The following is an 18047-nucleotide window of genomic DNA, read 5'->3' as shown; positions in this document are numbered from 1 at the left end:
TTGTCCGGTAAGAGAAGGTTCATCGGGTGACGTTGGCGGTGCCCCAGACGTAGTTCTTGCGCGGGAATTCTTCCCAGTACTGGCGCATGTCCTTGTGCGGGAAATCCTTGTAGGGTCGCTTGCGCAGGCGCTCGACATCGATGTCGACCCCCAGCCCGGGGGCTGTCGGCAGGTCGACCCAGCCGTCCTTCACGGTCAGGCCGGGCGAGCCGATCTCGTCGCAGGCCTCGGTCAGGTTGATGAAGCACTCGGCGATGAGAAAGTTCGGGATGATCGCCGAGAGATGCACCGTCGCAGCCAGCCCGACGATGGTGCTGTTGTAGTTGTGCGGGCTGATTGCGATCGCATGCGGCTGCGCCATCGCCGCGATGTCGAGCATCTGCTGGAGGCCGCCGACGGCGCAAATGTCCGGATTGAGGATATCGGCCGCGCGCTTCTCGAAGACCCGTGCGAAATCCTCCTTGGTGTAGAGGGTTTCGCCGGTGACGACGGGTGTTGAAATCGAGCGGCGGACTTCCGCGACGAGGTCGAGATTGTCGGAGAGGCAGGGCTCCTCATAGCAGAAGATGCCGTACTCCTCGAGCCGCTTTGCGACCCGGATGGAGTGATGCGGAGCGACGCGGCGATGGGCGTCGATCAGCAGGTCCATGTCGGGGCCGAGCGCCTCGCGCATCGCCTTGACGTTGGCGACCGCGTAATCTTCTTCCTCGCGGGTGATGAAGGTGCGCCACGGCCCGGGGAACGGGTCCCATTTCAGCGCGGTGTAGCCCATCTCCTTGACCTGGAGCGCCCGCTCCACCGTCGTTTCGATATTGGTCACGCCGTACCACCAGCCATTGGCGTAGACGCGGACCTTTTCGCGCGAGGCGCCGCCGAGCAGGTTGTAGAGAGGCAGCCCGGCCTTCTTGCCGACGATGTCCCACATCGCCAGTTCGATCGCGCTCCAGGCGCAGAAGAAGTCGACCGAGGAACGCCGGATGGCGAAGTCGTCGAACATCACCTGCGCGGCATGGCGGATATTATGCGGGCTGCGCCCGATCAAGTAGGGCGCCATGGCACGGATATAGTCGTCGACGACCTTCTCCTTCTTGACGCCGACATAGGATTCGCCCCAGCCATAGAGCCCGTCATCGGTCTCGATGCGGCAGAACAGCAGGTTCTTGCCGCTGCCTGGATGGAAGAAGAAGGTTTCGATACGCGCGATCTTCATCGCCAGCTCCGTATTGGGTATCAGGGTCGCAGGATCGTCTGACCGGTGGTCTGCCGGCTTTCGAGTGCCGACTGGGCGGCGGCGGCGTCCTTCAGGGCGAAGACCTGGTCGATCTCCGCCTTGATCACGCCTTGCCGCATCGCCTGGAAAAGATTGCCGGACATAGCGTCGAGCCGCGCCCGGTCCTTGATGAAGGGAAAGATCGAGGGCCGTGACAGCGTCGCGCATTTCGGCGCAAGTCCGGCGATGGCGAATGGCGGGACCGGCCCCGATGCATTGCCGTAGCTGACGACATGGCCGAATTCCGCGACTGCTGCGAGCGAGGTCTCGAACGTGTCCTTGCCGACGCCGTCATAGACACAGCGGCAGCCGCGGCCGCCAGTCAGCTCCTGCACGCGGGTCGCGACATCTTCCCGGCTGGTGACGATGACATGGTCGGCGCCGGCGGCACGTGCCTTGGCCGCCTTCTCGTCGCTCGACGCTGCGCCTATCACCTGGCAGCCGAGCGACTTCGCCCAGGCGGCGAGCAGAAGACCGACCCCGCCGGCGACAGCGTGGATCAGAACGGCATCGCCCGCTTTGGCCTGCGTCATCCGGAACAGGAGCATCTCGGCCGTCATGCCCTTGAGCATCAGAGCGGCAGCCTGGTCCTCCGAGATGTCGTCGGGTAATTTCACCAGCGCGGCCGCGCTCATCACCCGGCGCTCGACATAGGCGCCCGGCGCTCCGGTGACATAGGCCACCCTGTCGCCGACGCCCAGGCCGGTGACGCCCGGCCCGACTGCCTCGACCACACCGGCCGCTTCCATGCCCGGCGAGCAGGGCATCGTGCCCATCTTGTAGAGACCCGTGCGCACATAGATGTCGATGAAGTTCAGACCGATCGCGGTATGGCGAAGCAGAACCTGGCCTTCGCCGGGCCGGCCGGGGTCGAGTGCGACCCATTCGAGCACCTCCGGTCCGCCGTGCTGCCGCAGGATGATGGCCCCGCTCATGTCCAGTCCTTCATTCGTTTCGGATCTATCGCCGCCGGCAGCGCCGGACGGCGGCTCTGAGGGGCGGTCAGACCGGGGAGGAGAGCCCCTTGCGCGTCACCAGGTCACCAAGGGCGTAGACATCCCAGGGCGTCTCGCCCGAGGCGAAGCGCTGCTTCATCGCGGCTTCCTTGTCGGCCCGCGCCTTGCAGGCCACGAGCACGGCATCGACCGTCTCGAACGGCACCACCACCAGTCCGTCGCCATCGCCGATGATCACGTCGCCCGGCCGGACCAGCACGCCGCCAAGCACGATCGGCTGGCTGAGCGTGCCGAGCGTCTCCTTGATCGTGCCCTTGATGCAGATGCCGCCGGCGAAGACCGGAAAGCCGACCTCGCAGATCGTGGCCGAGTCGCGCACGCCGCCGTCGGTGACGAGGCCGGCGAGCTTGGCGCCCACGGCGCAACTCCCCATCACGTCGCCGAACATGCCTTGCTCGGTGCAGCCATGCGCATCGCAGACGAGCACGTCGCCAGGCTGCGCCATCTTGAGGGCGGCGTGCAGGGTGAGGTTGTCGTTCGGCGGGCACTCGCAGGTGAAGGCGGTTCCGGCGATCGTCATGGCGTCGTCGACCGGCTTGATCCCCGAGGCGAAGGCGCCGCGGCGCCCCTGAGCCTCGAAAACGGTGGCGGAGCCATAGGCGAGCAACGCCTGGCAGGTCTCCTGGGAGACGCGGCGAGGGAGGGGAGCGGATGTGGACATGAGTGGCTCTCGCAGTGGCGTCAGGAAACGGAAGGCTTGGTCGCGGAAACGAGGGCCGCGTCGAGAATGTCGAGCGCGGCGTCGAGGGTCGGCGGCTGGTTCCCGCCGCTGCTCTCGACGACACCGGTAGCGGCCGTCCGCTCCATCAGCCGGACGATGGCGTCGGTCATCAGCGGGTCGAGCCCCGCCTCGATGACGGCAGCGCGCGACATGCGCATCTCGTCGGCACGGCGGCCGGCATGGGGGACATGCGAGCGAACCAGCATCGCGGCGGTGTCGAGCGCGGGACGGGCATCGAGAAAGGCGCAGAAGCTCTGCAGGACTTCGGTTTCGACACCCATGCGCCGGGCGGCGATCAGCGCTTCGACATAGAGAGCCTCGAGCCCCTTCGCGAGCACGCTGCGGACGATCTTGATCCCGGCGGCAGCGCCGAAGCGCTCGCCGACCGGCGAGATATCCATGCCGTAGGGAGCAAAGCGGCGGGCGAATTCCTCCGCCTGCGGCCCGGCCGCGACGATCGGCACGCGGTGGCGCGAGGCCGGTGCCGAGCCGAGGATGGCGGCATCGACGAAGCGGCGGCCGGCAGCGGTCACATGCGCGCCGACGGCCGCTTTGTCGGTCGGCCCAAGCGAGGTCAGATCGACATAGAGCGCTTCCGGCCCGACATGGGCTGCGCAGCTTCGCGCCACCGCCATCGCAGCCGAGGGCTGCACTAGCACGAACACCGTCTCGGCCCTGGCGAGGCCCTCGGGTCCATCGAGAAGCGTGACCCCGGCCTCGTTCGCGCGCTGGTGTATGCGCGTCCGGAAAGGCTCGCGGTCTGCTGCCACATCGAAGGCCGCCATGCCGTCGAGGCCCGCCTCGCGCAGCCCGCTCGCGATCGAGAAGGCCGCCTCGCCGAAGCCGACGAAGCCGAGCCGGTAACCGGAGCCTGCCGCGCTCACCATTTCTCTGGCGCCACGATGGCGGCCGTCTCTGCGGCCGAGGCGCCGGTGCTGAGCGCGTCGATCAGCGATTTCTCCTTCGCCGCAACCTCTTCCGCCCGCGCCAGGACATCGGCGGCGATCGCGAGCGGCACGACGATGACGCCGTCTGAATCGCCGAGCATCAGGTCGCCGGGACGGATCTGGACGCCGGCGATCTCGACGACGCCGTTGAAGGCAAGCAGTTCGAAGCGGTGCTTGCCGGTGCGCGGCGTCGCGCCGCGGGCCCACACCGGAAGGCCCATGCGGCGCATGGTGTCGGTGTCGCGGACGCAGCCGTCGACGACGACGCCGGCAAAACCGTTCGCGGCCACAGCGGTCGCCATGATGCCACCGATGTTCGAGGCGGCAGGGCACGCACTGCCGTCGATCACCATGACGTCCCCGGGCTGCGACAGCGTCACGGCATCCAGCGCACCGAGGCGGGGGGAGGTCTTGTTCGCGATATTGTAGCCGCTCGTCAGCCTGGCCGCGCCATGCTTGACGGTGACGGCAGGGCCGACCATGCGCTGACCGGCCGCGATCGGCGGCAGAGCCGTTGTCGGGATCGCCGAATCGACGCCGTATTCATCGAGAATGTCGGCGATTGCGGAGGTCAGGTCGGGCAGACTCCGGAAGCGCGCCACCAGATCCGCCGAGGGCCGCTCGAACGCGATCGCGTGGATGCGATCGACGGGGATCGTCCCCAGGAGCCGCCCCTCATAGGCGGCGAGTTCCGTCTCGATCGTGGATGTCATGCCGCCAGGAACGCCTTGATTGGGTGGACCGGTCTATGACATGCCGGTTGCATGTCATAAAGGGAATTTAATTCAGGATTATCGATCGCAAATTTGCATGATGAAAGCGCTTGCGGATTCTTGGTCCTTGGCTCTGTAATCTGGCTCATAAATCGATAAAACGAAGCCATGTGGCCCACGAAGCGCGCTCGAAAACGCAAACGAAATTGACTTGATCGATTGCTTTTTCTATTCGACCGGCGCGGGGTAAAAAGGGACTGGCCATGTTGACCTTCAAGCAGATCGAAGCCGCCTACTGGATCAGCAAGCTGGGCAGCTTCCACGCTGCGGCGAAGCGGCTCAACACGACCCAGTCGACGGTCTCCAAGCGGATCGCCGAGCTCGAGAAGTATCTGTCGATCGAGATCTTCGACCGGAGCAACAAGACGACCCAGCTTACCATCAAGGGGCGGGAGCTGATCGACGATTTCGTCCAGATGCTCGATCTGCAGCAGAACGTGGTGCGCCGCGTCGGCAGCGACGTTTCCTACGCCGGCCGCTTCCGTTTCGGCGTGACGGAGATGGTTGCGCTGACCTGGCTGCCGGCGCTGATCGCCGAGATCAAGCACCTCTACCCGGACATCATCCTCGAGCCGAAGATCGACCTCACGATCAATCTGCGCCAGCAGATGGTCACCCATCGCCTCGACATGGTGATCTGCCCCGCTCCGAAGAGCGACAACGCCTTCCCGACGGTTCAGCTCGACTTCCTGGAGTCGGAGTGGATGTGCAATCCCGCGCTGATCAGATCGTCGCGAGAGATCGTGTCGATCGAGCGCCTGATGGAACTGCCGCTGCTCACCTATGCCGAGGGCTCCTTGCTGCACCTCAACTTGCTGCAGGCGCTGGCCGCGATCGGAATCAAGCCGGCTAACACCATCACCTGCAACAGCATGATCGCCCTTGCGGAGATGGCCAGCGCCGGGCTCGGCATCACCTACCTGCCGACGGCCTATTTCTCCTCCTATCAGGAGGAGGGCTATCTGAGGCCGGTCCGGACCAACCTCGTTCTGCCACCGCTCGCGTATCTTGCCGTTCATCGCAATGATGCCGTCAGCCGCCGGATCGCCGAACTGGCGCGCGAAGCCTGCGACTTCGGGCTTCCCCGCTGGCGCCGGCAGGATGAGCCCGCGCCGTCCCCGCCCCGCGCGCGCTGAAGGGTCATTTTCAGCGCACCTTGTACCGGCGCACAGCTTCCTGAAGCTGGGCGCCCGTGCGCATGAAGGCCTGCATTTCCTCCTCGATCTTGACGAGTTCGCCGGCCTTTGCCGCGATCGCGCTGGCCTGGGCCGGATCGATGACGATGACGCCGTCCGCGTCGCCGACGATGATGTCGCCGGGGCGGATCAGCACACCCGCGCAGATCACCGGCTCGTTGCTGATCGCGGTGGCGAAGCGGAAATGACCGGCGCGCGGGGAGGTACCCTGGGCGAAGATCGTCATGCCCAGCGGCTCCATCTCCTCGAGGTCGCGGATCGCACCGTCGGTGATGAGTCCGAGCGCCCCGACGGCTTTCGCCCGCGTCGCCATGTTGCCGCCCCAGTTCGCATGCGTGGCGATGCCCTGGGTCGCGATCACCATGATTGAGCCCGGCCCGCAACCGTCGATTACCTCCTGGATCGCCAGCGAGAACTCGGGCTTGATCTCCTGCTGGCCGCCATTCGAGGGCAGGGGCACACGACCGATCGTCCGCGCCCGGCCTAGAATGCGCTTGCCGACGAGCAGGCGCACGGTCGGCCCGAGTGCGGTGTCCTTGAGGCCGAGCGCGAACATCGCGTCCGACAGCGTCGAGACCTGGTGGTGTTCGAACGGGACGAGCTCGGGATCGAGCGCTGGATGGGATGACGACATCGCTATCTCCTGGGCATCATGGTCCGGCCGATGCTGGTCCGGATTTTCGCATTGCGTTTGAAGAGCAGTCCTCGGGGGAGGCCTGGCTCTCGCGCTACTGGGGCTTGAGCCCGGCCGTCTCGGCCGCGTGCTTCCATTTGACGAGTTCGGTGCCGACCCGTGCGCGCAGGCTGTCGGGATTGCCGGGCGTGGGCAGGAAGCCGATCTCGAACAGGCGCGACCTCAGCGCCGGATTCGCCACGGCGTCGCTGAAGGCCTTGCGAAGTTGCTCGACGATCGGCTTCGGGGTTGCTGCCGGCGCAAAGACGCCGCTCCAGGAATAGGCCTCCACCGGAGTGCCGGCCTCGGCCATGGTCGGCAGGTCCGGCGCGTTGGAGGCGCGCGTTCCGGACGCGACCGCCAGGCGCCGCAGGCTGCCGTCCGGGATATAGGGTTCGGTGGCAGCGAAGGTATCAAACATGAAGGTCAGGCGTCCGGCGAGCAGCTCCGTAATCGCCGGCGCCGACCCGCGGAACGGCACATGCACGGCCTCGACCCCGGCCGCCGTCTTGAACAGCTCGCCGGCGAGATGCAGCGGCCCGCCGACGCCGGAGGAGCCGTAGTTGATCTTGCCTGGATTGGCTTTGAGATAGGCGACGAGCTCGGCGACCGCCTTGGCGGGAACATCGCGGTTGACGACGAGGACGAGAGGCACCTCCGCCAGCATGGCGACGGGTTCGAAACTCGTCTGCGCGTCGAAATTGAGCGTCTTGTAGAGCGCCTGGTTCATGCCGTGGGTTGCGGCGGTGCCCAGCAGGAGGGTGTATCCGTCCGGCGCGGCGCGCGCGACGGCGCCTGCCGCGATGTTGCCGGCCCCGCCGACGCGGTTATCGATGACGAGCGGCTGCTTGAGCGCGTCGCTGACGCCCTGGGAGATCAGGCGCATGAAGATGTCCTGGCCGCCGCCCGCTGCGAACGGAACGAGGATGGTGACCGGGCGAGCGGGATAGTCCTGCGCCTGCGCGAGCCCGTGGCTCAGCACCGCGCATGCGGTGGTCATGCCGCCGAGGAAGGTTCGCCTGTCCAAAATATCGGTCCTTTCTGACTCTTGGCGGGATTTGGCGGGAAGCTCCGTCATCGCCTAGGCCTGCATGCCCCAGCGCCGGATCGTGGCCGCCTCAATGCTCCGGAAAACCACCCCCTCGACGATCAGTCCGATAACGATCACCGTGAAGAGGCCGGCGAAGACATGCGCGGTTTCCAGCGCGTTGCGGTTCTGGAAGATGTACCAGCCGAGACCGGCCGAGCTGCCGGATACGCCGAAGACGAGTTCGGCCGCGATCAGCGTGCGCCACGCGAAGGCCCAGCCGATCTTCAGCCCGGCGAGAATCGAGGGAAACGCCGCCGGTATCAGGATCGCGATCACCATGCGCACGCCGCCCAGCCCGTAATTGCGGCCGACCATGCGCTGCGTCTGGCTCACCGAGAGGAAGCCCGTGAAGGCGTTGAGCGAGACCGCCCACAGCACCGAATGGACGATCACGAAGATCAGGCTCTCGATCCCGAGGCCGAACCACAGCAGCGCCAGCGGCAGGATCGCGATCGCCGGCAATGGGTTGAACATCGCCGTCAGAGTCGCCAGCAGGTCCGTCCCGATCCGTGTCGAGATCGCAAGCGTGGTCAGCACGGCGGCTAGCAGCACGGCTGTGCCGTAGCCGATCAGCAGCACGCGCACTGAATTTCCGACGGCCGAGAGCAGGACGCCGCTCGACATGTCGGTGGCCCAGGCCGTGAGCGTCTCGCTGAGCGAGGGAAACATCAGCGGATTGTCGGCAAAGCGGGCGTAGACTTCCCATAGGATGCCGAGCGCGATCAGCACCAGCCCGCGGCGCAGCGGCGTATGCGCCAGGGCGCGTTGCCAGAGCCCGACATCGCGCACGATTTCGCCGATGGAGGCGGCGTCGAGCGTCTTGTGCTCGATGCTCGGGCGCCCCGGCAATTCGGTGAAGCGGGTGCGGGCTCGCGTGGGGTGCATCGCGTCAGCCATCGATCTGACTACCCATGTGCGATCTTCTCCTCGCCGAAGAGCATGCCGTTGATCTTGCGGTTGAACGCCATGAAGTCCTCGCTGCCGGCATTCTCCTGCTTGAACGGCGTGGCATCGAGTTCGGCGCGGATCTGGCCGGGATGGGGGGTCATCACCACGATCCGGCTGCCGATGATGATCGCTTCCTGGATCGAGTGCGTCACGAAGACGAGAGTGAAGCGGATGTCGTTCCAGAGCTCGAGCAGCTCGTCTTGCATGCGCCGGCGGGTCAGCGCGTCGAGTGCCGCGAAGGGCTCGTCCATCAGCAGGATGTCCGGCTCCATGGCGAGCGCGCGTGCGATGGCGACGCGCTGCTTCATGCCGCCCGACAGGGTATGGGGATGGCTGTCGGCGAACTTCGCGAGCCCAACCTTCTCGACCGCGCGCATCGCACGGTCCTTCCATTCCGAGCGCGGGAAACGACCGGTCTTGCGCATCGGGAACATGACGTTGCCGAGCACGGTCTGCCAGGGCAGGAGCTGGTCGAACTCCTGGAAAACCATCATCCGATCGGCGCCGGGGCCGGTGATCTGCCGGCTGCCGAGGTTGATCTCGCCCTCGACCGGAGTAATGAACCCGCCGATGCCCTTGAGCAGCGTCGACTTTCCGCAACCCGATGGTCCGAGCAGCACGAAACGATCGTGCCGCCTGACGTCGAAGGAGACCCGGTAGGTCGCCGTGACGATCTGCCGCCGCGTCTGATACTGCAGCGTGACGTCACGGACGCTCAGCAGGGGGGTGACGACCTGTTGCAGCTCCGCGTCCATCACCTCGCGCGCCATTGCCAGAGCCATGGCGCTAGCTGCCGGCGCCCTGGTTCACGGGCGGGAAGAACACATCCTGCCAGCGGGCCGGCGCGGCCTTCAGTTGGCCCAGCTTGACCATGAAGTTGGCGGTATCGATGATGCCGTTCGGCTCGGTCGTGTATTGGAGGCGGTTGTTCTCGATGACCTTGATCATCTCCTCGTCCGAGAGCTTGCTCGGCTCTGCCGCCGTGTAGATCTTGGCGGTTTCCTTGATCTCGCTCTGGATGAAGCGTCCGGCCTCGTCGAGCGCCGCGACCACCGCAGCGGAGAGCTCCTTGTTCTCCTCGACGAACTTCCTGAGCACGCCGACCACGCCGTTGGTCATGTTGGGCGGGTTGTACTCGGTCGTCGTGCCGATCACATGCACGTTCGGCTGCCGTGCGAGATACTCGGAGAAGGGCGACAGCGCGAAGTAGACTTGCACGATGTTGCCGGTCGTGAGCGCGGCGACCGCGTCGGGATGGGGCAGGGAGACGATCTGCTTGTCGAAACGAAGGGCCTGGCCCGGTCCGAAGATCTGTTCGGCCGCGCGGCGCAGGATCATCGCCTGCGAGCTTGTCGGCCCCGGCGTCGCGATCTTGTCTGTGGGCCGGATGTCCTTGAGCGACTTGATCGCGGGATCGTTGGCATAGAGCGTATAGACGCCCTTCCAGTAGGCGCTGAGGCCGCCGAGATCATAGGCGCGCCGTGTCTTCTCATGGGCGATCAGCAGGCCCAGCGTGCCGAGCGCGCCGATCTGCACATTGCCGCTGATCAGGCCTTCGGAGATCGCGGTGGGCCCGCTCAGGCGCACGATGTTGATCTTGGGGTCGCGTACGCCGGCTTTTTCGGCCGCCTTGGTGAACAGGCCGAGGCGCTCCGCAACGATAAAATTCAGGTATGGGAGGCCATATTGGATCGCAAAAGTGATCGGTTTGGTTTGGGCCCAAACGGCGGGTGCGGGAAGGGTAAGCGATGCCGCGGCACCAGCCAGCAGCGTCCGGCGATTCACGATCATGGCGTTTCGATCCCCAGTAAACGTCGGTCTGAGCCGACTACTTGATGGGGCTTGGCCCCTGAGTACAACCTAAAACCGGGCATCATGAAGTAAAGAGAACAATATTCAGCTATGCCAATCGCTTTTTAGAATTTACCTCTGCCGCTGCCGTGCCCTGGAGCATGTTCCTCGCGCCGCGTCGCCGATCACGCCTTCGACGATTTCGCCGGTGGGGGCGATCCGCCCTTGGCGCGCCGGATGCTGGGGCTTGGCTGATCTCCGGGCGACGACCAGCGGCATGGGCCTGCAACCGGACGCTTCAGGGCCTGATCCGATCCAGCGAAGGCCGGTTCTAGCTTCCCTTCTTGAGCAGGGGCGCAATCCTGCGCTGGATATCGGCGGGATCGGGGATATGGGTGTATTCGATCATCGGCAGCGTCGGGGGAATGTCGATGAGGCTGTCTTCTGTGCCCGACGCGTAGACCACCGCATCGGACTCCGCCGCGAGATCGGCGATTTCGCGCGGATTCCCCGCCGTGGAGTGGAGCGGGCCCGCATGGGCCGCGAAACGCGCGACGCCTGCCTTCATGATCGGCAGGAACTCCGGCACGCGAGCGACCAGCAGCAGCCGGGCTCCCGGTTCGACCGCCCCGAGCGCATGCCGCGTCTCCTCCGCCGGAACGAAGCGGATCGAGGTCACCCGGGCCCCTGGCAGCAGACTTGCAACCTCGCGCTGCCGGTTCACGAAGGTCACGACGAGGTCCGCTGAAGCGATCCTGGCCCTGACGGCAGCGTCGCGCTGGATGGCGTCGATCGTTGCCGGTTCGACGGTGGCCCCCCGCCCGATCTGCTCCGCGATCAGGCGGGCGTAGCGGGCGGTGGTACGCTGGAACAGCCCCACGATGGCGACGCTCTTCCGGCGACCATGCCGAGCCCGCGATGCCAGGCGCGCATGGATCAGCGAAGCCAGGTCCGAGGTGCGCAGGCCAAGCGACAAGCCTTCGTCGATCAGAGCGTCGATCCGGTCGTGAAGGGCGGAAAAATCCTGTTGCGAGCGCGCGTGATCGGCGCTGTTTTCCGCGACGAAGGTGCCGGAGCCGGCGCGGGTCTCGATCAGCCCGAGACCTTTCAGGTCGGCATAGACCTGGCTCACGGTCATCGGCGCCACGCCGAGCGCCAGCGCGAGATCGCGCACCGAGGGCAGGGCCTCTCCGGGGGCAAGGTCGCCGCAGGCCACGGCGTACTCGATCAGGCCCTTGAGCTGCCGCCGGATCGGGACGGGCAGGGCCCTGTCGATCGTGAAGTCCATGCCATGCGTCCTCGAAAAGACCGTCCTATCGCCCCAACCTGCCCATGCGATGCTCGCCATCCGTCCAGGCTGGGAAGTCGTCCCGTATGGAACCGATTGACGCTGGCCGCAACGCGTGAGACTGTTATAGCGCTATGGTACACTTCGAGATCGCAGCCTCAAGCTTGACCTGTGTCGCGGCGGCCTCCCGCCGCGCGTCCGGGGTGGCCTGACCATGGGCGGCTATGTCCTCAAGCGCCTGGTCGCGATCATAGCCCTGACCTTCGGCATCACCGTCGTCGCCTTTCTGATCATCCGCCTGATCCCCGGCGATCCGGTCATCGCAATGCTCGGCACCGGGGCGGGCGACAAGGAGATGATCGCGCGGCTGCGCGAGCAGCTCGGCCTGATGCGGCCGCTGCATGAGCAGTATTTCGTCTGGATCGGCCATGTGCTGCGCGGCGACTTCGGCTATTCCTATGCCAACCAGCAGCCGGTCAGCTCGCTGATCGCGTCGAGCTTTCCCGCCACCGCCCAGTTGACACTGGCGGCGCTGGCGATCTCGCTGGTCCTCGGCTCGGCCATCGGCATCGTCGCGGCGCTCCGCCGCAACCGGGCGGCCGACACGCTCGGGATGGGCTTCGCGCTGATCTGCATGTCGATCCCGAGCTTCTGGCTCGGCCTGCTCCTGATCCTTGCATTCGCGGTGACCTGGCCGATCTTCGACGTCGTCGGTGGAACCGGGCTGAAGGGTCTCGTCCTGCCGGCCGTCACGCTGGCGCTGGGCACGATGGGCTTCAATGCCCGCTTCATCCGTTCGAGTGTCATCGCCGCCCTGACGCAGCAGCATGTCGTCACCGCGCGCGCCAAGGGCGTGCCTGAGGTCAGGCTCTTCGCCTGGCATGTCATGCGCAACGCGCTGCTGCCGATCCTGACCATCGCCGGCCTCCAGATTGGCCAGCTCCTCTCCGGCTCGGTCATCGTCGAGACGGTGTTCTCGCGGCCGGGCATCGGGCGCCTGCTGATCCAGGCGATCCTCGCCAAGGACTACATGACGGTGCAGGCGCTGATCATGATGATCGCGCTGATCTATGCGCTGTCGAACTTCATCGTCGACATCCTCTACCCCGTGCTCGACCCCCGGATCGCACGATGACGGCGAACGCCCCCCTTCCGGCTGTCTTCGCAGTCGAGCCCGACCCTGCCGTCGTCGCGTCGCGGCAGTGGTCGCGCCGTCGCGCCCTGCTGCGCGCGCTCCGCCATCGCAGCCTCTCGCTCGGCCTTGTCATTTGCCTCGTACTGGCGCTGCTCGCCTTCGTCCTGCCACTTGTCATGCCGGTCGATCCGATCGCGCAGGATCCGATGGCGACCTTCTCGCCGCCGACCGCCACGCATCTCATGGGCACGGACGCCTTCGGGCGGGACCTGCTGGCCCGCGTCCTGATCGGCGCGCGCACCACGATATTGGCCAGCCTGTCCGTGGTCGTGCTCGGCGCGGTCGTCGGCACGGCCGTCGGGCTGGTCGCCGGCTATTTCGGCGGCGCTCTCGGCTTCGGCATCATGCGCCTGATCGACCTGCTGCTCGCCTTCCCCGGCATCCTGCTGGCGCTCACCGTCACCGCGATCCTCGGCCCCGGTCTCGTCAACGGCGTCTTCGCCATCGCCGCGATCCTGGTGCCGGTCTTCGCACGGCTGGTGGAAGGCGCGACCGTCGAGGTGCGCAACCTGCCTTATGTCGAGGCAGCCCGCTGCGCCGGCGCCTCGCAGGCGCGGATCATCCTGCGTTACATCCTGCCGAATGTGATGTCCGGCATCATCGTCCTGACCACGACCTGGCTCGGCATCGCCGCGCTCTGGATCACGGCACTCGGCTTCATCGGGCTCGGCGTGCAGCCGCCGACGCCGGAACTCGGCGCGATCCTGAACGACGGCCAGAACTACATCACGCTCGCCTGGTGGATCACCGTGTTCCCGGGCCTCTTCCTCTCCCTCTTCGTCGTCGGCGTGAATCTGGTCGGCGATGGCTTGCGGGACGAGCTCGATCCGACACTCAACCGCGGCTGAAGCCGCTCAGAACAGAGGGACAAGGCGATGAACGTAACCTTTCGTGGATTGCTGGCAGCGACGGCCCTCTCGGCCCTCGCGATCGCGGGCGCACAGGCGCAGGCGCCCAACAAGCAGGCCAAGCTGACGGTCGGCTGGGCCGAGCCGATCGACACGCTCAACCCCGCCACAACCGGCGCGCGCAACCAGGGCCCGCTGCTGGTCAACATCTTCGACACGCTGGTCTGGCTGACGCCGGACTTCAAGGTCGAGCCCCTTCTGGCGAAGTCCTGGAGCGTCGCTCCGGACGGCAAGACCTACAGCTTCGTCCTGCGCGATGATGTGAAGTTCCACGACGGCACCGATTTCGATGCCGAGGCCGTCGTCGCCAACGTCAAGTACATCACCGACAAGGAGACCCCGGCCAAGGTCTCGATCGCGCTGCTCGGCCCCTGCAAGGAGGCCGTGGCGACGGGCAAGTACACGGTCGATCTCAAATGCGCGACGCCTTACGCGCCGCTGCTGACCCAGCTCGGGGTGCCTTATCTCGGCATCCAGTCGCCCAAGGCCATCGCCGAATACGGCAAGGATCTCGGCCTGCATCCGACCGGCACCGGCCCTTATGCCTTCGTCAGCTACGAGCCGAACCAGAGCCTCGTGGTCAAGCGCAACGAGGCTTATGCCTGGAACCCGGCATCCGTCGGCCATAAGGGCCCGCCGAACATTGCCGAGATCAAGTTCCAGATCGTCCCGAATGCGCAGGCTCGGGTCAGCCAGTTCCAGAGCGGCCAGTCGCAGATGATGCAGCAGACTCCGGGCGTGCACTGGAACGCGATGCAGAAGATGGATCGCTTCACCGCGCTTCCCGTGCCGATCACCGGGCTCGGCATCTTCGCGCCGGTCAACGCCAAGAAATTCCCGACCGACGACATCGCCGTGCGTCGCGCGATCCAGTACGCCGTCGACAAGAAGGGCGTGGTGCAACTGGCCGAGGCCGGCGCGATTCCGCCCAGCCTGACGCCGCTGCAGCCGTCGATGACGGCCTACGACAAGTCGCTCGAGGCGATGTACCCCTATGATCCGGCCAAGGCCGAGGCGACGCTCAAGGACGGCGGCTGGACCAAGAAAGACGGCTTCTGGGAGAAGGACGGCAAGCGCCTCACCCTGACGATCACCGCGATCTCGACCTCGACCTCCTATCCGCTGCTCGCCCAGGCGATGCAGAACTACCTCCAGAAGATCGGCATGGAGGTGAATGTCCAGCAGCTCGCCTCGCCGGCCTGGCTTGCCGCCAACATCAATGGCGACATGTCGCTGACACCGCTGCAGTACATCGGTGTCGATGCCGACGCGCTCTCGGGCTGGTTCACCGCGGGCCAGTACTTCAACTGGAGCCACTATTCGAACCCGAAGCTCGACGCGCTCTTCAAGCAGGGCCGCGAGGAGACCGACGCGGCCAAGCGTCTGCCGATCTATCACGAGATCCAGAAGCTCCTGATGGATGAGGCGGTCATGCTGCCGATCCGCCAGAACATCGATCTCGTGATGACCTCGAAGAAGCTGACCGGCGTGACCTATTCCGGTGGCGGCTTCGAATATCTCGGCGCGGCCTCGCTCGCCGACTGACGACCCGGCGGAGCCGCCCGGGCGGCTCCGCTTCCCTCCGGATTTCCTTCCAGATTCGATACGATGCTGCGGGAGCCATGCCGTGAAGACGCTGATCAAAGCCGCCCGACTGATCGATGGAACGGGCGCAGCCCCGGTCAAGGACCCGATCCTGGTCATCGCCGGCGGCAAGGTCGAAGCCATCCTGTCCGGCACGGTGCCTGCCGAATTTGCAGACGCCGAGATCCATGACTGCCCCGGCGCGACGATCCTGCCCGGGCTGATCGACACCCATGTCCATCTCAACCTGCCCGGCGACGGCACGCTCCTCGAAGAGGCGATGCGCGAGACGCCGGGCGTGCTGATGGCGACCTCGACCTTTGCGGTCGGCAAGGCGCTGGCGGCGGGCATCACCACGGTGCGCGATGTCGGCGCCCATGAACGCACAGCGATCGACCTGCGCCGCGCGCTCCAGCTCGGCCATGGCGAAGGTGCGCGCGTGCTCGCCTGCGGCCAGCCGATCACCGTTACCGGCGGTCACACCTGGTATTTCGGCGGCGAGGCCGACGGGGAGGACGGAGTCCGGCGCAAGGTCCGCGAGATGGTCAAGCTCGGCGCGGACTTCATCAAGGTGATGGCAAGCGGCGGCGGCACGGTCGGCACCCAGTCCTGGAAGCCGTCCTTCACGCCGGGCGAGCTGCATGCTCTGGCCGACGAGGCGCATCGCTTCGACCGGCTCGCCACCGCGCACTGCCTCTGCGCCCAGTCGATCGACGACGTCATTGCCGCCGGCTTCGACCAGATCGAGCATGCCGGGTTCATCGCTGACCGCAAGGGCAACCAGGTCTACGACCCTGCCGTGGCCGAGCGGCTGGCGAAATCCGGCATCCCCGTCACCTCGACGCTGGCTGTCGGCGGGGCGGTGCTGCGCGAGATGCGCGCCCGCACCGTGCTGACGCCGGCAGACCAGGCCTTCCTCGCTCGCTGGGAGAAGATGGCGGCCGACAACATGGCCCAGTTCCGCAAGCTTCGCGCGGCGGGTGTCAGCTTCGTCGCCGGCACCGATGCCGGCTGGCGCTTCACCCGCATCGACGACCTGCCGCTCGAGATCGCGATGATGCATGAAGGTGGCATGAGCACGATGGAGGCGCTGGTTGCCGCCACCGGCTATGCAGCCAGGGTCATCGGCCTCGCGGACGAGACCGGCACCCTGAAGCCCGGCCTGGCGGCGGATGTGCTCGTGGTCAGCGCCGACCCGCTCGCCGACCTCGCCGCACTGCGCGATGTCCGTCTGGTGATGCAGGCGGGCAAGGTGACGGCCTCGCGCCAGCCCCTTTGAGCCTGTCCGCTCTTGGGGCAACGGCCCGCTGCCCGCATCCGGCGCGGTGCTGACGGGCTCGCCGTCACGCGTCAGGGACTGTCAGAAACCGCGTCGAAGAAGCCAATCGGGCCCATCTGCCCGCCCTTCAGGACGAGATCGAGCCCGTCGAGGCGCGGGTCGTCGCTATGCGCGCGGCAGAGCGGGGCACCGGGACCCAGCGCAGCGCGATAGGACAGCCCCCAGATATCGAGTGACCTGACCGCGAGGCTCGAAGTGTCTCCACCCGCGACCACGAGGCGCCGGACCGGAGCTGCGCCCATGATGCCGCGCAGCAGCCGGCCGGTCGCCAGCGCGACGTTCTCGGCATTGCCCGGTGCCTGCGAGGGCCGGTCGGTGACGAGCATGACGTGCCGGCCCGCCGCGAGCCTGATGTTGGCATCCTGTTCGAGCGCGACGCCATAGGCCGGCTCGGAGAGGAGGCTCGCCGTGTCGATGCCGATGCGCTCATAGCCCGATGACGCCTCGACCTGCGCCCGCGTCACGGGCGAGAGGCTGCCGACGAGGGCGAGGACCGGGCCGCGACGCGGCGTGGCCGGTGCCGGGATGGCGGGCGCTCGGTGTGCGACCGGCCATGACGTCGCCAGCGCCTGGGCCACGCTGCTCGGGCCGATGGCGAGCATGGCGCCATTCTCCATCTGCCGCCGCATCAATCGGCCGATGACGGCGAGGTCGTCGGTTCGCGCCACATCGAGAAGAACCACGCCCGGATCGGATTCGAGACGGGCAGCGAGAGCATCTTGCGTCTCCGCGCCTTCATAGCTGCGGTAATCGACCAGATCGATGCGCTCCAGTCCCTGAGCGGCCAGATGCCGGCGCAGATCGGACTCGGCCATCGGCGTCACCGGATGGACGCTCATGGTGGGATGGCGGTCGATGCGGTGGACCGGGCCGCCGCTGCCGGCCGCAGCGAAGAGATGGCCGAACAGGCAGTAGCGCCCGAGATTGGGCTGCCCACCGACGATAGGCAGGAACGGATTCGGGAAATCCGGACGCAGTGCCTGCAGGGCCGCGCCGATGCTGCCGACATGCGGTGCGCTGTCGAAGGTCGAACAGCATTTGTAGTGGAGGATGTCGACGCCGGTCTCGGCGAAGAAGCGACCGATGACGGCCAGTTCCCTCGTCATGGCGTCCGGCGCCATCGAGCGGGTCGCGCCAGCGATCCCGATCGCGTCGAGCGGGCCGGCGGCCGCAAGTTGCTCTGGCGTCGGGATGCGCAGGAAGAGCAGCGCCGGGATGTCACGCTCCGCCAGCGAGGCGAGGGTATCGGTCGCGCCGGTGAAGTCGTCGCCATACCAGCCATAGAAGGGGCTGGTCGCCGCCATGGCC

Annotated in this window: 17 protein-coding genes; 5 read left to right on the top strand and 12 right to left on the bottom strand. The window is 66.5% G+C overall.

Features of this window, described 5'->3' with window-relative positions; all coding sequences use genetic code 11:
- Positions 1-19: 19 nt before the first annotated feature.
- The 5 genes from C8D03_RS06715 to C8D03_RS06695 all read right to left on the bottom strand — a co-directional run bounded on the left by C8D03_RS06715 (position 20) and on the right by C8D03_RS06695 (position 4667).
- Complete coding sequence (locus tag C8D03_RS06715) at positions 20-1210, bottom strand: mandelate racemase/muconate lactonizing enzyme family protein (protein ID WP_108045571.1); 1191 nt, start codon at positions 1208-1210, stop codon at positions 20-22.
- 20 nt (positions 1211-1230) lie between these two features.
- Positions 1231-2205: a quinone oxidoreductase family protein gene (locus C8D03_RS06710; protein ID WP_108045570.1), complete on the bottom strand. Its 975-nt coding sequence runs from the start codon at positions 2203-2205 to the stop codon at positions 1231-1233.
- 67 nt (positions 2206-2272) lie between these two features.
- Entirely contained in the window at positions 2273-2947 is a 675-nt protein-coding gene (locus C8D03_RS06705; protein WP_108045569.1) for a 4-carboxy-4-hydroxy-2-oxoadipate aldolase/oxaloacetate decarboxylase, read from the bottom strand.
- 20 nt (positions 2948-2967) lie between these two features.
- On the bottom strand, positions 2968-3894 hold the full coding sequence (locus C8D03_RS06700; protein ID WP_108045568.1) for an NAD(P)-dependent oxidoreductase: 927 nt from the start codon (positions 3892-3894) through the stop codon (positions 2968-2970).
- Positions 3888-4667, bottom strand: coding sequence for an RraA family protein (locus tag C8D03_RS06695; protein ID WP_108045567.1), 780 nt, complete (start codon positions 4665-4667; stop codon positions 3888-3890). The genes C8D03_RS06700 and C8D03_RS06695 overlap by 7 nt, the downstream gene beginning before the upstream one ends.
- Positions 4668-4930: 263 nt before the next feature.
- Here C8D03_RS06695 and C8D03_RS06690 point away from each other — a divergent pair, with 263 nt between their 5' ends.
- Entirely contained in the window at positions 4931-5863 is a 933-nt protein-coding gene (locus C8D03_RS06690) for a LysR family transcriptional regulator (RefSeq protein ID WP_108045566.1), read from the top strand.
- A 10-nt stretch (positions 5864-5873) separates the two neighbouring features.
- Here C8D03_RS06690 and C8D03_RS06685 read toward each other — a convergent pair whose 3' ends face one another.
- The 6 genes from C8D03_RS06685 to C8D03_RS06660 form a co-directional block, all read right to left on the bottom strand.
- Positions 5874-6557, bottom strand: a complete 684-nt coding sequence (locus tag C8D03_RS06685; RefSeq protein ID WP_108045565.1) for an RraA family protein — start codon at positions 6555-6557, stop codon at positions 5874-5876.
- Between the two features lie 94 nt (positions 6558-6651).
- Entirely contained in the window at positions 6652-7623 is a 972-nt protein-coding gene (locus tag C8D03_RS06680) for a Bug family tripartite tricarboxylate transporter substrate binding protein (RefSeq protein ID WP_181300734.1), read from the bottom strand.
- A gap of 54 nt (positions 7624-7677) precedes the next feature.
- Positions 7678-8571, bottom strand: coding sequence for an ABC transporter permease (locus C8D03_RS06675; protein WP_108045563.1), 894 nt, complete (start codon positions 8569-8571; stop codon positions 7678-7680).
- 20 nt (positions 8572-8591) lie between these two features.
- The gene (locus tag C8D03_RS06670; RefSeq protein WP_248308377.1) at positions 8592-9416 is read right to left on the bottom strand and encodes an ABC transporter ATP-binding protein; all 825 of its coding nucleotides are present in this window, start codon (positions 9414-9416) and stop codon (positions 8592-8594) included.
- 4 nt (positions 9417-9420) lie between these two features.
- The gene (locus C8D03_RS06665; protein ID WP_108045562.1) at positions 9421-10425 is read right to left on the bottom strand and encodes an ABC transporter substrate-binding protein; all 1005 of its coding nucleotides are present in this window, start codon (positions 10423-10425) and stop codon (positions 9421-9423) included.
- Between the two features lie 331 nt (positions 10426-10756).
- A complete protein-coding gene (locus C8D03_RS06660) occupies positions 10757-11713 on the bottom strand; it encodes a GntR family transcriptional regulator (RefSeq protein ID WP_181300732.1) in 957 nt (318 codons plus the stop codon).
- A gap of 214 nt (positions 11714-11927) precedes the next feature.
- Between C8D03_RS06660 and C8D03_RS06655 the strand changes: the two genes are divergently transcribed.
- From C8D03_RS06655 to C8D03_RS06640, 4 genes are all read left to right on the top strand, one after another.
- A complete protein-coding gene (locus C8D03_RS06655) occupies positions 11928-12848 on the top strand; it encodes an ABC transporter permease (RefSeq protein ID WP_108045560.1) in 921 nt (306 codons plus the stop codon).
- The gene (locus C8D03_RS06650; RefSeq protein ID WP_108045559.1) at positions 12845-13756 is read left to right on the top strand and encodes an ABC transporter permease; all 912 of its coding nucleotides are present in this window, start codon (positions 12845-12847) and stop codon (positions 13754-13756) included. Before C8D03_RS06655 ends, C8D03_RS06650 begins: the two co-directional genes overlap by 4 nt.
- 27 nt (positions 13757-13783) lie before the next feature.
- Entirely contained in the window at positions 13784-15361 is a 1578-nt protein-coding gene (locus C8D03_RS06645) for an ABC transporter substrate-binding protein (RefSeq protein ID WP_108045558.1), read from the top strand.
- An 82-nt stretch (positions 15362-15443) separates the two neighbouring features.
- Entirely contained in the window at positions 15444-16679 is a 1236-nt protein-coding gene (locus C8D03_RS06640) for an amidohydrolase family protein (protein ID WP_181300730.1), read from the top strand.
- A gap of 71 nt (positions 16680-16750) precedes the next feature.
- On the opposite strand, the gene C8D03_RS06635 is transcribed toward C8D03_RS06640, so the two are convergent.
- Positions 16751-18043, bottom strand: a complete 1293-nt coding sequence (locus tag C8D03_RS06635) for a four-carbon acid sugar kinase family protein (RefSeq protein WP_108045556.1) — start codon at positions 18041-18043, stop codon at positions 16751-16753.
- Between the last annotated feature and the right edge of the window lie 4 nt (positions 18044-18047).

Source organism: Bosea sp. 124 (assembly GCF_003046175.1).
Classification (GTDB): Bacteria; Pseudomonadota; Alphaproteobacteria; order Rhizobiales; family Beijerinckiaceae; genus Allobosea.
This window is presented reverse-complemented; position numbering and strand designations above follow the sequence as displayed.